Origin of the sequence: Immundisolibacter sp. (assembly GCF_041625615.1) — a bacterium.
Classification (GTDB): Bacteria; Pseudomonadota; Gammaproteobacteria; order Immundisolibacterales; family Immundisolibacteraceae; genus Immundisolibacter.
Map to the genome: position 1 here is coordinate 1 of NZ_JBFJTF010000052.1, position 14,627 is coordinate 14,627.

The 14,627-nt window shown below is 67.3% G+C and carries 14 protein-coding genes; 6 read left to right on the plus strand and 8 right to left on the minus strand.

Features of this window, described 5'->3' with window-relative positions:
- Window positions 1-18 precede the first annotated feature (18 nt).
- The 4 genes from topA to ABYX71_RS05865 form a co-directional block, all read right to left on the minus strand.
- The gene (topA, locus tag ABYX71_RS05850) at window positions 19-2,331 is read right to left on the minus strand and encodes a type I DNA topoisomerase (protein ID WP_372695568.1); all 2,313 of its coding nucleotides are present in this window, start codon (window positions 2,329-2,331) and stop codon (window positions 19-21) included.
- A gap of 100 nt (window positions 2,332-2,431) precedes the next feature.
- Window positions 2,432-2,914 (minus strand): DUF494 family protein, encoded by a 483-nt coding sequence (locus ABYX71_RS05855; RefSeq protein WP_372695569.1) that lies wholly within the window; start codon window positions 2,912-2,914, stop codon window positions 2,432-2,434.
- A gap of 8 nt (window positions 2,915-2,922) precedes the next feature.
- The gene (gene dprA, locus ABYX71_RS05860; protein ID WP_372695580.1) at window positions 2,923-4,020 is read right to left on the minus strand and encodes a DNA-processing protein DprA; all 1,098 of its coding nucleotides are present in this window, start codon (window positions 4,018-4,020) and stop codon (window positions 2,923-2,925) included.
- The gene (locus ABYX71_RS05865; protein WP_372695570.1) at window positions 4,017-5,039 is read right to left on the minus strand and encodes a LysM peptidoglycan-binding domain-containing protein; all 1,023 of its coding nucleotides are present in this window, start codon (window positions 5,037-5,039) and stop codon (window positions 4,017-4,019) included. Before ABYX71_RS05865 ends, dprA begins: the two co-directional genes overlap by 4 nt.
- A 158-nt stretch (window positions 5,040-5,197) precedes the next feature.
- Here ABYX71_RS05865 and def point away from each other — a divergent pair, with 158 nt between their 5' ends.
- Together def and fmt are read left to right on the plus strand one after the other, a co-directional pair.
- Window positions 5,198-5,707, plus strand: a complete 510-nt coding sequence (def, locus tag ABYX71_RS05870; RefSeq protein ID WP_372695571.1) for a peptide deformylase — start codon at window positions 5,198-5,200, stop codon at window positions 5,705-5,707.
- Window positions 5,708-5,709: 2 nt separating this feature from the next.
- The gene (gene fmt / locus ABYX71_RS05875; RefSeq protein WP_372695581.1) at window positions 5,710-6,645 is read left to right on the plus strand and encodes a methionyl-tRNA formyltransferase; all 936 of its coding nucleotides are present in this window, start codon (window positions 5,710-5,712) and stop codon (window positions 6,643-6,645) included.
- A gap of 8 nt (window positions 6,646-6,653) precedes the next feature.
- Here the strand turns inward: fmt and accC are convergent, their stop codons facing one another.
- From accC to ABYX71_RS05895, 4 genes are all read right to left on the minus strand, one after another.
- The gene (gene accC, locus ABYX71_RS05880) at window positions 6,654-7,997 is read right to left on the minus strand and encodes an acetyl-CoA carboxylase biotin carboxylase subunit (protein WP_372695572.1); all 1,344 of its coding nucleotides are present in this window, start codon (window positions 7,995-7,997) and stop codon (window positions 6,654-6,656) included.
- Window positions 7,998-8,008: 11 nt separating this feature from the next.
- Window positions 8,009-8,461 (minus strand): acetyl-CoA carboxylase biotin carboxyl carrier protein, encoded by a 453-nt coding sequence (accB, locus tag ABYX71_RS05885; protein WP_372695573.1) that lies wholly within the window; start codon window positions 8,459-8,461, stop codon window positions 8,009-8,011.
- A gap of 22 nt (window positions 8,462-8,483) precedes the next feature.
- Window positions 8,484-8,930, minus strand: a complete 447-nt coding sequence (gene aroQ / locus ABYX71_RS05890; protein WP_372695574.1) for a type II 3-dehydroquinate dehydratase — start codon at window positions 8,928-8,930, stop codon at window positions 8,484-8,486.
- Window positions 8,931-9,066: 136 nt separating this feature from the next.
- Window positions 9,067-9,888, minus strand: a complete 822-nt coding sequence (locus tag ABYX71_RS05895; protein WP_372695575.1) for a carbon-nitrogen hydrolase family protein — start codon at window positions 9,886-9,888, stop codon at window positions 9,067-9,069.
- Window positions 9,889-10,021: 133 nt separating this feature from the next.
- Here ABYX71_RS05895 and ABYX71_RS05900 point away from each other — a divergent pair, with 133 nt between their 5' ends.
- From ABYX71_RS05900 to ABYX71_RS05915, 4 genes are all read left to right on the plus strand, one after another.
- Window positions 10,022-10,978, plus strand: a complete 957-nt coding sequence (locus ABYX71_RS05900; protein WP_372695576.1) for an ABC transporter ATP-binding protein — start codon at window positions 10,022-10,024, stop codon at window positions 10,976-10,978.
- A complete protein-coding gene (locus ABYX71_RS05905) occupies window positions 10,975-11,712 on the plus strand; it encodes an ABC transporter permease subunit (RefSeq protein WP_372695577.1) in 738 nt (245 codons plus the stop codon). The genes ABYX71_RS05900 and ABYX71_RS05905 overlap by 4 nt, the downstream gene beginning before the upstream one ends.
- A 21-nt stretch (window positions 11,713-11,733) precedes the next feature.
- Window positions 11,734-13,611, plus strand: coding sequence for a GldG family protein (locus ABYX71_RS05910; protein ID WP_372695578.1), 1,878 nt, complete (start codon window positions 11,734-11,736; stop codon window positions 13,609-13,611).
- The coding region (locus ABYX71_RS05915) for a DUF4340 domain-containing protein (RefSeq protein WP_372695579.1) at window positions 13,598-14,627 on the plus strand (1,030 nt) is incomplete at its 3' end. The genes ABYX71_RS05910 and ABYX71_RS05915, both read left to right, overlap by 14 nt.

The window sequence follows — 14,627 nt, forward strand, 5'->3', positions numbered from 1 at the left end:
CGCTCGGCGCCGCGTGCGTCAGGCGTTCTCGGCCGTTTCGCTGGCCGGCGCCGGCTCGCGGTAGCCGCAGGCCTTATCGGGACACACGTGCTCCACGCCGCGACGCTTGGTGGTCTTCACGGTGAGGATCGGGTGCGCGCACTTCGGGCACGGCTGGGGCAGCGGCGGATCCCACACGGCGTATTTGCAGTCCGGATAGCGACTGCAGGAATAGAACAGCTTGCCGTAGCGCGACTTGCGTTCCATCAACGTGCCCTGTTTGCACTCCGGACAGCCGACGCCGGTGTCCTTGGGCTTGTTCAACGGCTCCACATGCTTGCAGGTGGGATAGTTCACGCAGCCGATGAAACGCCCGTAGCGGCCCCGCTTGTAGGCAAGATCGCCACCGCATTCGGGACACTTGCGATCCAGCAGCTCCGGGGGCGGCTCGGGCTCGCCCGTGCTCGGCTTGAGGTCGCGCGTGTACTTGCATTCCGGGTAGCCGGTACAGCCGACGAAGTTGCCCCGCTTGCCGAGCCGGATGGCCAGCGGCTTGCCACACTCCGGGCAGGCCTCGTCGAGCTGTTGCTGGGTGACGTCGCGTCGCGCCACCGAGGTTTCGGTCTGCACCACGCGTTCGTGAAACGACTGCCAGAAGCGTTCGAGCACCGGCACCCATTCCGTCTCGCCACGTGAGACGGCATCGAGCTCGTCTTCCAGCCGGGCAGTGAAGTCGTAATCCACGTACTGGGTGAAGAACTCGGTCAGGAAGCGGCTGACCACACGTCCGACATCGGTCGGCACGAAACGCTTGCCGTCCAGCTGCACATACTCGCGCTGCTGCAGGGTGCTGATGATGCTGGCGTAGGTCGACGGGCGCCCGATGCCGAACTCTTCCAGCGCCTTGATCAGGCTGGCCTCGTTGTAACGCGGCGGCGGCTCGGTGAAATGCTGGTTAGCCTCCAGCGCACGCAGCGCCACCTGCTCGCCCTCGCTCAACGGCGGCAGCGTCGCCTCGCGGTCGTTCTCGTCGCCTTCCTCGCGGTTGTCGTAGACGGCCAGGAAGCCGGGCTCGCGCACGGTCGAGCCGCTGGCGCGCAGCAAGGTCTGCGGCTGTCCCGCCGGGCACATGTCGACCGATACGGTATCGATCAGTGCCGGATTCATCTGACTGGCGACGGCGCGGTTCCAGATGAGCGTGTACAGCTTGAGCTGCTCGGCGCTCAAGTGCCCGCGCAGTGTGTCTGGGGTGCGGGCGGCCGAGCTCGGACGGATTGCCTCGTGCGCTTCCTGGGCGTTCTTGCTCTTGGCCTTGAACACGTTGGGCGAATCCGGCAGCGTGCCGCCACCGAAGCGCTGCGTGATCACCTCGCGGATTTCCACCACCGCTTCCTGCGCCAGGCTGGTCGAATCGGTACGCATGTAGGTGATCAGACCCACCGGGCCGCCGCCGACGTCGATGCCCTCATACAGTTGCTGGGCAATGCGCATCGTGCGTTGGGCGGTAAAGCCAAACCGCTTGGAGGCTTCCTGCTGCAGCGTGGAGGTGATGAACGGCGGCGCCGGGCGCCGCTTGCGTGAGCGGCGCGTGACACCGGCGACCGTGAGCTGGCCGTTGGCCTGCTCGATCACGGTGTCGCGCACGCGCATGGCGTGCGCGCTGTCGACGATGCTGAACTGCTCGACCTTGTCGCCTTCGAACTGGGTCAGCTTGGCCGCGAAGGTGGCCTTTTCCTTGCCGGCCATGGCGTCGAGCGTCCAGTACTCGCGCGGCTGGAACGCCTCGATTTCGTCTTCGCGTTCGCAGATCAGCCGCAGCGCGGGGCTCTGTACCCGCCCCGCTGACAGACCGCGGCGGATTTTCTTCCACAGCAGCGGCGAAATGTTGAAGCCGACCAGGTAGTCGAGCGCCCGGCGTGCCTGCTGGGCGTTGACCAGGTCCATGGAGATGTCGCCGGGGTGTTCGACGGCATCCTGGATGGCGCGCTGGGTGATTTCGTGGAACACCACGCGTCGTACGGGCTTGTCATCCAGCACCTTGCGCTGGCGCAGCAGCTCGGCCAGGTGCCAGGCAATGGCCTCGCCCTCGCGATCCGGGTCGGTTGCCAGCAACAGCTGGTCGGCGTTGCGCATCGCCTTGGCGATGGCGTCGACGTGCCGGTTGTTGCGGTCGATGCCCTCGTAGCGCATCGCGAAGCGCTCGTCCGGGCGCACGGCGCCCTCTTTGGCCACCAGGTCGCGGACGTGTCCGTACGAAGCCAGCACTTCGTAGCCGCTTCCGAGGTACTTCTTGATGGTTTTCGCCTTCGCCGGGGATTCGACGACGACGACGGTGCTGTTGTTTTGACTCATGGCAAGGGCTTGCGCCTGCCTGAAGCGGCGCGCAGGGTTCTCTTCTTTACTTAAGGTATATCTGAGCGGCCGCCGTGAGGCGGTCGCTGCGTGTTGGCCGCTACTGTAGGCGCCGCATCGCCTCGGGCTGGGCGAGTTCTTCCATGTAGGCGTACAGATGCGCCGAGCCGGGCCGGTTGTAGAGCACCATCATGGTGATCCACTTGATGTCCTCGAGGTCAATGGCGTCCACATCGAGTGCCATCGCACGATCCATGACCCGCTCGAGCGATGGCTTGTCGATCATCGGGTTCTGCGCCAGTGTCATCAGGAACCCTTGCGCCTCCAGGCTGAGCCGGTACTGTTCGGTCGGCGAGAACGTCCGCAACGCCCGATCACTCCATGTCGGGCAGTCGTCGGCGTCGGCATCCGCGTCCTCGGCCAAGCTCTGCAGCCAGTCGAAGGCGTGGTCGATCTGTCCTTCCGCAAAACCCATGCTGGTCAGCTGGCCGGTCAGTTCATCGCGATCCTCGTCGTCCAGCGCGCCTTCCTCACTGCAGCTATCCAGCAGGAACATCAACACGTCGAGAACGGATTCCTTCATCGATACCCTCAGCGCGCCTGGCGGGGGCCGCGACGGCCATACAGCCCTCCCGGCAGGGCCGTCACCAGGCCGTCCAATTGCAGCGTCAACAGCATGGTGGAAACTTCCTCTACCGTCAATCCGGTGCGTTGCACAAGCAGATCGAGGCTGGCCGGAGCGTCGCCCAGGTTGGCCAGCACCGGATCCGGTTCCGCGCCGCAGGCCGAAGGCGCGGCGTGTACCGTGTGACCACCCGGCAGCGGCGGGAGTTCCACGAGAATGTCGGCCACGGACTCCACCAGCTTGGCGCCTTCACGGATCAGGGCATGACAGCCGCGCGTCAGTGGGTTGTGGATGCCGCCAGGCACGGCGAAGACCTCGCGCCCTTGATCAGCTGCCAGGCGGGCTGTGATCAGCGAGCCACTGCGGGCGCCCGCCTCGACCACCAGGACGCCAAGTGACAGGCCGCTGATAATCCGGTTCCGGCGTGGAAAATTGAACCCGCGCGGCGGAGTCCCCACCGGTTGCTCGCTGATCAGCGAGCCGGTCGACCCAATGGTCTGGGCCAGTTCCTGATGCTGGCGTGGGTATATCCGGTCCGGTCCGGTGCCAAGAACGGCGATGGTGGCGCCGCCGCCGGCCAGCGCGCCGCGATGGGCGGACGCGTCAATGCCTTCGGCCAGGCCGCTGGTTACCGTCAGCCCGGCTTCAGCCAGCGCGGCGGCCAACATGTATGCGGTGTCGCGGCCCACCGGCGTGGCGTTACGGCTGCCGACGATCGCAAGTTGCGGGCCATCGAGTAACGCGACGTCACCCTGCACCAGCACCGCAGGCGGCGGGTCCGGGATCTGCGCGAGCCGGGACGGGTAACCGGGTCGGTCCAGAAACACCACCTGCCGCTGCGGTCCCTGCTGCAACCAGGCAAGGTCGTCGACGGGTGGGTTGGCGGCGGCAGACTGGACTGCCCGGACCAGGCGACGGTTGCCGCCAAGACACTCCAGCAGGTGTGTCGATGGCGCGCACAACACCGCCTGGGCATCGCCGAACGTCGCCAGCAGACGCCGCCAGCCAACGGCACCCAGCCCTGGCGTGCGTGCCAGGGTCAGGTGCGCGGCGTCCGGTGTCAGGGTGTTACCACCTCGTCCAGGGTATGCATGGGACCGGTGGCGTTCATGACCAGGGCGTAGCTGACGCGCTCGAACAGTCGAAACACCATCACCGTGCCGGCCGGATCCGACGGCGGCTGGATGCGCTCGCGGGTCACCGGGTCGTTGATGGGCTGCGGCACCTGGCGCACCTGCAGCACATGGCCAAGCTCGATGCCGTCACGCTGGCCGCGATTGAGCACCACGACGCTGTGCTGGCCGATCTGCGAGACGCCGTCGACCACACCGATGATCTGTCCCTTGACGGCATCGTCCGGTGCCCGTGGCGCATAGAAGGCCTGCAGCGGTCGGTCGTCGGTCGGTATCAGTATGTCGCCAGCCAGCACCTCGCGGCGGGCTTTCGCGACGTCCAGCGTGGCCGGGTCGCCGGCACGCTGAACGACCGCCTGGCCGATGTAGAGGGCGTTGTAGCCGAGCGCTTCCCCGGTTTCAGGGTCCGTGTAGGCCGGGCCGATGCGGAAGATGTCGAACGATTTGCCGGGTTCTGCATCCACCTGACGTCCGTAGATGCGGTCGCCCTGCCCGGCCGCCAGGTGCTCGTCGGCGGCCGCAGCCACATAGGCGAAATCGCCTGGCTGATTGCTGCGCAGCACCACGGCTTCTTCAAGAAACGCCTGCACGTGACGCAGCGGGATCGGCGGGATGGCCGTGTCCAGCTGCGTCGACCGGATTTTCGGCGACAGATGGCCCGGACCGCCCATGCCGTCGCGGACCAGACGCGGGCCGTCGTCGGTCATGATCAGCCGTAGTCGGTCGCCGGGGTATATAAGGTGCGGATTGGCGATCTGCGGGTTGACGCCCCACAACTTCGGCCAGTTCCAGGGTTTTTCCAGAAAGCGTCCGGATATGTCCCACAGCGTGTCGCCGCGCACGACGACGTAGATCTCCGGGTGGTCGGGTCGCAGCGTCAGTTCGTCGGCGTTGGCCAGGAAGGGCCACAGGGCCAGCAGGCAGAAGAGGGAGCGGCGAAGTCTGGTCATGGGCAAGTTCCGGCCAGTATGATTGTTGGCAAGCCTGACCCCCCGGCACCGGTCACGCGCCGTCAGGTTCCCTTGTTCGGTTCCGACGCGGCCGCCTTGAGGCAGACCCTGAAGGCGGTTGCAGTGTAGCCCAGTTCACCCGCTCGCCCACCCCTCATATGGCACAGCTTCCCATTCTGACCTTTCCGGACCCGCGCCTGCGCGACGTAGCGCGGCCGGTCGACGGCGTCGACGCCGACCTGCGCCAGCTGGCTGCGGACATGGCAGAGACCATGTATGCCGCCAAGGGGATCGGCTTGGCCGCAACGCAGGTGGGGGTGCCCAAGCGCGTGCTGGTGATGGACCTCAGTGCCGAACGCACCGAGTTGATGACGTTGATCAATCCGCAGATCGTCGAGCGCGACGGCGTACAGGTGTGCGAGGAAGGCTGTCTGTCGGTGCCGGAGGTGTTCGAGTCGGTGGAGCGTGCCGAGCGGGTGGCGGTCACCTACCTCAACCTCGATGGTGATGCCTGCCGACTGGAGGCCGACGGTCTGCTGGCGGTGTGCGTCCAGCACGAGATTGATCACCTCGACGGCAAGCTGTTCGTCGACTACCTGTCCCGCCTGAAGCAGGATCGGCTGCGAAAGAAGGCGGTCAAGCGTCAGCGCGACGACGTACGGCCGTGAGCCTGCGTGTGGTGTTTGCCGGCACCGCGCCGTTTGCGGTGCCGAGCCTGCGCGCGTTGCTGGCGGCCGGCCATACGGTGGCCGCGGTCTATACCCAGCCTGACCGCCCGGCTGGCCGCGGTCGCAAGCTGGCCGCTTCGGCCGTCAAGCAGGCGGCGCTGGAAGCGGGGCTCGAGGTTCGCCAACCGGTCAGCCTGCGTGGCCCGGAGGCGGCCGGCGCTGTGGCGACGCATGCCGCCGACCTGCTGGTGGTGGTGGCCTACGGGTTGATCCTGCCGCCAGCCATCTTGGAGTTGCCGCGACTGGGCGCACTCAATGTGCACGGCTCGCTGCTGCCGCGCTGGCGCGGGGCCGCGCCGGTGGAGCGTGCGTTGCTGGCGGGTGACGCCGAAACCGGGGTATGCATCATGCAGATGGATGCCGGGCTGGATACCGGGCCGGTGTTCCTGGCGTGCCGCGAGCCGATCCTGGCGGATGACACCGCCGGCAGCCTGCGCGAACGCCTGGCCGAGCGTGGCGCCGAAGCGCTCGTGACGGTGGTGGCGGATCTTGAGGCCGGCACGGCCAGGGCCCATCCTCAGCCGGAGCAAGGGGCCTGTTACGCGGCCAAGATCGACAAGCGGGAGGCGCAGCTTGACTGGCACGCGCCGGCTTCGACGCTGGAGCGGGCGGTGCGGGCCTTTGCGCCGGCGCCGCTGGCCTGGACGCTGTGGCGCGGGCAGCGCCTGCGCATCGGCGCGGCCGCCCTGGGTGACGGCGCGGGGCCGCCGGGGCAGGTGTTGGTGGCCGATGCGGCCGGCATCGAGGTGGCCTGCGGCGAGGGAAGCCTGCGGATCACCGCCCTGCAACCGGAGGGCAAGCGCATGCTGACGGCGCGCGAGTTTCTCGCCGGGCGCCCGCTGACGCCCGGCGAGGTATTGGCCGCCGCAGCGGCCTGAGCCGCCCGTCAGCCGTTGGCCAGCAGCTTTTCCAGGTAGTGGATGCTGACGCCGCCGGCACGGAAGGCGCCCTCGTCCACCAGGCGCAGGTGCAGCGGCGTGTTGGCCTGGATACCGTCGACGATCAGTTCCTGCAGGGCGGTACGGACCCGCGCGAGGGCGATGTCGCGGTCGGCGCCGTGGGCGATCAGCTTGCCGATCATCGAGTCGTAGTTCGGCGGCACCAGGTAGCCGCCGTACAGGTGCGAGTCGAAGCGGATGCCCGGCCCACCCGGTGCATGGAACTGGACCACCCGCCCCGGTGACGGCGCGAACGTGGTCGGGTTCTCGGCGTTGATGCGGCACTCGATGGCGTGTCCGCGCCAGGCGATGTCCTCCTGGCGGTAGCCCAGGCCGAGCCCGGCGGCGATGCGCAGCTGCTCGCGCACCAGATCGACGCCGGTGACCGCTTCGGTTACCGGGTGCTCGACCTGGATGCGCGTGTTCATCTCAATGAAATAGAACTCGCCGTTCTCGTACAGGAACTCGAAGGTGCCGGCGCCGCGATAGCGGATCTTGCGGCACACGTCGGCGCACAGCTCGCCCATGCGCAGGCGCTGCTCCTCGGTGATGCCCGGCGCCGGCGCCTCCTCGATGACCTTCTGATGGCGGCGCTGGATGGAGCAGTCGCGCTCGCCCAGATGAATGGCCTGTCCCTCACCGTCGCCGAGCACCTGAAACTCGATGTGTCGCGGCTGGGCGAGGTACTTCTCCATGTACACGACATCGTTGCCGAACGCGGCGCCCGCCTCGCGGCGGGTGGTGGCGATGGCGCCGGCCAGGGCCGCCTCGGTGTGTACCACGCGCATGCCGCGCCCGCCGCCACCGCCCGCGGCCTTGATCAGCACCGGGTAGCCGATGCTGGCGGCGATGCGCTGGTTCTCGGCGTCGTTCTCACCCAGCGGGCCGCCGGAGCCGGGGACCGTCGGCACGCCCAGTTCCTTCATCAGGGCGATGGCTTCGAGCTTGTCGCCCATGCGGCGGATGGTGTCGGCGCGCGGGCCGATGAACACGAAGCCGCTTTGCTCGACGCTCTCCGCAAACTGGGCGTTTTCGGACAGGAAACCGTAGCCGGGGTGGATGGCCTCGGCGTCGGTCACTTCGGCGGCCGCGATGATGGCGGGGATGTTCAGGTAGCTCTTGCCCGGCTCGGGCGGTCCGATGCAGACCGCCTCGTCGGCCAGGCGCACATGGATGAGGTCGCGGTCGGCGGTCGAGTGTACGGCGACCGTGCCGATGCCCAGTTCACGGCAGGCTCGCAGCACGCGCAGCGCGATCTCGCCGCGGTTGGCAATCACCACTTTGGAAAACATGGCGTGCCCCGTCAGGCGATGACGATCAGCGGCTGACCGAATTCCACCGGCTGGCCGTCCTCGACCACGATGGCTGTCACCACGCCGGATTTGTCGGCCTCGATCTGGTTCATCAGTTTCATGGCCTCGATGATGCACACGACGTCGCCCGCCGCGACCGTTTTGCCGACTTCAACGAACGGTGGGCTGTCTGGCGACGGCGCACGGTAGAAGGTGCCGACCATGGGCGCGGCCAGCGTGTGGCCGTCCGGCTTTGCCTGACCTGCCGCCGGCGTGTCGGTGGTCGTCGCCGGTGCCGCGGCCGGCGCCGGGGCCGCCGCCGGCGGCGCGCCGACCGGCGTCATCACCACGCCGGCCGTGGCCTTGCTCAGGCGGATGGACTCCTCTCCTTCACGCACTTCGAGCTCGTTGATGCCCGATTGTTCGACCAGCTCCATGAGCTTCTTGATTTTTCGGATATCCATTGCAGTCCTTGGGGGGTGCTTTTCAGGGGCGGGCGCCGAGGTGGCGCAGGGCCGCCGTCAGCGCCAGTTCATAGCCGATGGCGCCCAGGCCCGTAATGGTGCCCAGGGCCAGATCGGAAAAATACGAATGTCGACGAAACGGCTCGCGTGCCGCGACGTTGGACAGGTGTACCTCGATGAATGGCAGCGCCACGGCCGCCAGCGCATCGCGCAGCGCCACGCTGGTGTGCGTGTAGCCGCCTGGATTGATGACGATAAAGGCGACGCCTTCGCCGGGCGCGGCCTGCACCCAGTCGATCAGCTGGTGCTCGGCGTTGCTCTGCCGGCATTGCAGCTGGTGGCCGGCAGCCGCCACCTGGGCGTCGGCGCGGGCGTTGATCTCGGCCAGCGTGTCATGGCCGTAGACGGCCGGCTCACGTCCCCCGAGCAGGTTCAGATTGGGGCCGTGGAGCAATAGAAGTTTGGCCATGCGCGGGATGAGTGTGAGTGTGTCGGTTAATGGCGGAATTGTTGGCCAGCGACGGCGAATTGTCCAGAACGGCCGCGAATCGGACGTCAATGGCGTCGATAATGCCGTGTCCTGCCATGCCGCGGCGGCGGCGGGCCTACAAGCGGCGGTGTGTCAGGGCTGGGAAACGGGCGCGGATGTCCTGCAGCGAGGCGGTGTCGACGCGGGCGTAGGCGATGCCCGGTTCGGCATCGGCGCATTCGGCCAGCACGTCTGCCCATGGCGAGGCAATCAGGCTGTGGCCGTAGGTGCGTCGACCGTTGTCGTGTTGGCCGCCCTGCCCGGGCGCCAGCAGATAGCACAGGTTCTCCACCGCCCGGGTGCGGCACAGCAGGTGCCAGTGCGCCGCGCCCGTACTTTCGGTGAACGCTGACGGTACCGCCAGCACGTCCGCGCCCTGCGCCTGTAGCGTTCGAAACAGTTCGGGAAAGCGCAGGTCGTAACAGACGGCCAGCCCCAACCGGCCGAGCGCCGTTTCCACCACCATCGGCTCGTCGCCGGGCTCGATGCTGGCTGATTCGTGATAGTGCTCGTGGCCGCCGGCCACGCTCACATCGAACAGGTGCATTTTGTCGTAGCGTGCCAGACGTTGTCCGTCGGGGCCATACAGCAAGCAGGCGGCGCGTACCCGTCTGGGGTCGCCGCCGCGCAGCGGAATCGTGCCGCCAACCAGATGAATGCCGTGTCGATGCGCGGCGTTGGCCAGAAAGTCCTGAAGCGGTCCGTCGCCATCGGTTTCGGCCACGGTGAGCTTGTCCTGCTCGCGGCGTCCGAGGAACGAAAAGTTCTCAGGCAAGGCCACCAGGCGCGCGCCGGCGCCCGCGGCGGCGGCGATCAGGGCGGCGGCCTGCGCCAAATTGGTCGCCACCTCGGCGCGCGAGGTCATCTGCACAACGGCGGCAATGTAGGCGTCGTTCATGAACTTGCCGTGCGGGGAATGGTCGAACCGCGCCGAATGGTAGCGGACCCGGGCGCCACCTTGTGGCTAGAATGCCGGGCCTTTTGGCCTGCCGCGACCGGCGGTGGACAGAATTTGTGTCAGAGGGGGGCGCATGCAGCCAGGCATCACGGTCAGACAGCTGACCAAGGATTTCGGTGGCTTGCGGGCGGTGGACGACCTGTCGTTCAGCGTCGGCAGCGGCGAGGTGGTGGGTTTTCTGGGGCCAAACGGCGCCGGCAAGTCCACCACCATGAAGATGATCACGGGCTATCTGGAGCCGACATCCGGCGAGGTCGAGGTGTGCGGCATGGCGCTGTCGCAGCAGCCGCTGGCCATCAAGGCGGCCATCGGCTACCTGCCGGAGGGTGCGCCGCTGTACGGCGACATGACGCCGCGGCGGTTTCTGGATTTCATTGCCAGCGTACGTGGGCTGGAGCCGGCCGAGCGGCATCGACGCATTGATGCCGTGGTGGACCGCATGGCGCTGCGCGGCGTGCTGGACCAGGCGATCGATACCCTGTCCAAGGGTTTCAAGCGTCGTGTCGGATTGGCGCAGGCCATCCTTCACGACCCGCCGGTGCTGATCCTGGACGAGCCGACCGACGGCCTGGACCCGAACCAGAAGCACGAGGTGCGCGAACTGATCCGCGACATCGCCGCGGACAAGGCCATCATCATTTCCACCCACATTCTCGAAGAGGTCGAGGCCATCTGCAGTCGCGCCGTGATCATCGCCGGCGGTCGGCTGCTGGCCGACGGCCGGCCGGCCGAGCTGGCCAGTCGCTCCGAGTATCACAACGCCGTGGTGCTGGTGGTGCGGGACGGACCGCCGGACCTGCGCGAGCGGCTGGCTGCCGTGCCCGGTGTGGCGCGTGTGGAGGTGCTGGATGAGGCGGGTGATCGCCTGCGCCTGCTGGCCAGCCATGGCCGCAGCATCCTGGCGGCGGTCGGCGACGCGCTCAGCGGCGCTGGCCTGCAAGCCGAAGAGTTGTACGTGGAAGCCGGTCGTTTGGACGACGTGTTCCGGAACCTGACCCATGCCGTGGCCGGCCGGGAGACCCGCTCATGAATGCCATGTTGACTGTGATGCGGCGCGAGCTGGCCGCGTATTTCCTCACGCCGCTGGCCTACGTGTTTATCGTGATCTTCCTGTTCATGAACGGGATCTTCACGTTTTACCTGGGTCAGTTCTTTGCGCGGGGGCAGGCTGACCTGCTGCCCTTTTTCCAGTTCCACCCCTACCTGTACCTGGTGCTCATTCCACCGGTGGCGATGCGCCTGTGGGCCGAGGAGCGCAAGACCGGCACGCTGGAACTGTTGATGACACTGCCGCTCACCACCGGTCAGGCCGTGGTCGGCAAATTCCTGGCTGCCTGGTTGTTCACGGCGGTGGCGTTGGCGCTGACGTTTCCGATCTGGATCACCGTCAGTTACCTGGGAGACCCGGATCACGGCGCGATCGTGGCCGGCTATCTGGGCAGCCTGCTGATGGCGGGCGCTTACCTGGCCATCGGCGCCTGTCTGTCGGTACTGACCAAGAATCAGGTGATCGCCTTCGTGCTGACGGTGGTGGTGAGTTTCCTTTTCATCGTCAGCGGCCTGCCGATCGTGCTCGATTTCTTCGCCGCCTGGGCGCCGGCCTGGCTGACGCAGGCAGTGGCCTCGTTGAGTTTCCTGCGCCATTTCGAGGCTATTCAGGCGGGCGTCATCGAGTTGCCGGACATCGTCTACTTCGCCAGCATGATCGGCGTGTGGCTGTACGCCAACACGGTGCTGGTGGAAGCCAAGAAGGCCGCCGGCTGAGCGGCCAGCAGGAGAGAAAGCATGCGACGCGGAATCCTTTCCACCGGCAGCCTGGTGCTGGCCGTGGTACTGCTGCTGGCAGTCAACATACTGGCCGTCACGGTGTTCGGCGGCTGGCGGCTGGACATGACGCAGAACCAGCTGTACACCCTCAGTGAAGGCTCACAGGCCGTTCTGGAGAAACTGGACGAGCCGATCACCCTGAACCTCTTTTTCTCGGACCAGGCACTGCGCGATGTGCCGCAGATGCAGGCCTATGCGACGCGCGTGAAGGCGCTGCTGCGTGAGTACACGCAACGCTCCGACGGCAAGCTGACGGTGCGTGTGATCGACCCCGAGCCATTCTCGGACGCCGAAGACAGGGCGGTGCAGTTTGGTCTGCGTGGCCTGCCGCTGGGTGGGGCCGGTGGCGAGAACGCGTACTTCGGCATTGCCGGTACCAACAGCACCGACGGCGAGGAGGTCATCCCCTTCCTGTCGCCGAGCGCCGAGGACACGCTCGAGTACGACCTGACGCGCATGATCTACAAGCTCAACGCGCCCGGTCGGCCGGTGGTGGCGGTGATGAGTTCGTTGCCGGTCAACGGCTCGCTGGCGCCGATGACGCGCCAGCAGCAACCGCCGTGGGCGGTGATCGAGCAGCTGCGCGAGCTGTTCGAAGTGCGCGTGCTGTCGACCTTCGAGAAGACCATTCCCGACGACGTCGACCTTTTGATCCTGATTCATCCAAAAGAACTGTCGCCGGCCACGCAGTTCGCCATCGACCAGTACGCCTTGCGCCGCGGGCGCGTACTGGCGCTGCTGGACCCGTACAGCGACATCGAGGCGCCACCGCGTGACCCCGTCATGCCGACCATGACGCTGCCCAAGACCGGCTCCGACCTGGGGCCGTTGTTGGCCGCCTGGGGCGTGCAGATGGCCGGTGGGGTGGTCGGGGACCGCGAGGCGGCCCGGCTGGTGTCGTTCCGCGACGACGCACCGCCACAGGAATACTTGCTGTGGCTGGACCTTCAGGCGCCGCACTTCAACGCGGATGACCTGGTGACCGGCCGCCTGAGTCAGATGTACATGAACACCGTCGGCGCGCTGGCGGCACTGCCCGATGCCGACACCGAGTTCACGCCGCTGATTTCCTCGAGCGCGCAGTCCATGCTGTTCGTCACCGAGGGCCTGGACAAGCCGGACCCGGCCGCATTGCTGCGCGAGTTCACGCCGTCCGGGGACGTCTACGCGCTGGCCGCCCGCGTACAGGGGACACTCAAAACGGCCTTTCCAGAGGGCGTGCCGGAAGACGCGGAGGCGCCGCAGACGGTCCTCGCCGAATCGGCGACGCCGGCCAACCTGATTCTGGTGGCTGACGCCGACTTCATCTACGACCGCTTTTGGGCCCGTGTCTCCGAGTTTCGCGGCACGCGCATGGTCGAGCCGTTTGCGGACAACGGCGCGCTGTTCATCAACATGGTGGACAACCTGACCGGCAGTGACGACCTCATCAGCGTGCGCTCGCAGGGCACCTATGCCCGGCCGTTCACCGTGGTGCAGGCCATGAACCGCGCCGCGCAGGAGGAGTTCCGGGCGGCCGAACAACGCTTGCAGGCCCAGTTGCAGCAGACCGAGCAGAAGCTGGCGCAACTGCAGGCCAACCGCGCCGACGACGGCGGGCCCCTGCTGAGTGCCGAGCAGCAGCGCGAGGTCGCTCGCTTCCAGGACGAGCGCGTGCGTCTGCGCCGCGAGTTGCGCGAGGTGCGTCACCAGTTGCGGCAGGACATCGACCGGCTCGAGGCACGCCTGAAATTCATCAACATTGGCCTTGTGCCGCTGCTGATCGCGTTCGCCGCCGCGTTGGTGCTGCTGACGCGTGGCCGCGGTCGTCGTGGAGATAGCCATGTCACGCAGTAGATGGATTCTGGCTGGCGCCACCCTTGCGCTGGTGCTGCTGGCCGTATGGGCGGTGCGCGATGCCAGCGAACGCGGACGCCTCGTCGCCCGCGACGCGCCGTTGTTCCCGCAGTTGCCCGCGCAGGCGGCGGGCGTGCGCCGTATCGAGATTGTGTCTGCCGCCGGCCGGGTCACGCTGCACGGCAAGGACGCGCACTGGCGGGTGGCGGAGAAGCACGACTTTCCCGCTTCGCCCAGCAAGGTTCGGGTGCTGCTCGAGGACCTGGCCGGCCTGACCTTGATCGAGCCGCGCACCGCGGACCCCCAGCGGCATGCGGCCCTCGATCTGAACCTGCCGGATGCGTCGACGGGGCGCGGTGTGCTGGTTCGCGTCTTGGGCGAGAACGACGGTGTGTTGGCGCAGGTGCTGCTGGGCAAGCCCCGCGCGGCTGCCGGCCAGGGGCCGCGCCAGGTGTACCTGCGCGTGCCGGATGAGAACCAGACCTGGTTGGCAGAGGGCAAGGCCGACGTGCAGCGAACGCCTTCGCTGTGGCTTCGCGAAGAGGTTGTGAACCTGCCGCAGGACCAGGTGCGCCAGGTCCGGGTGGCGCGGGCGCAGGAGCCAGCGCTGCTGATCACGCGCGACGCGGCGGGTGAGGATTTCACGCTGCAGGCGGTGCCCGACGGTCGTCAGCCGCGCGCCTCGGGTGTCGGGGGGGTCGCCTATGGGTTGCAGAACCTGCCACTGCAGAACGTGTTCAAACCGGACGAGGTGGCCGGTGACTGGAGCGATGCGGTGCAGGTGACGTTCGATACCTTCGACGGCCTCAGCGTCACGGCCAGCGTGCTGCAGCTGGGCGGTGTGCCGCACGTGCGCCTGGCGGCGACGGTGGTCGCCGATGCAAGCGCCGACCAGCGCCAGGCGGTGGCGCCGCGCGCCGAGCAGCTCAACGAGGAATTGGCGGACTGGGTATTCGTGGTGCCGCCGCACACGGCCGCGTCATTTACGCCACGGCTCGACGATCTGCTCGAGCCCC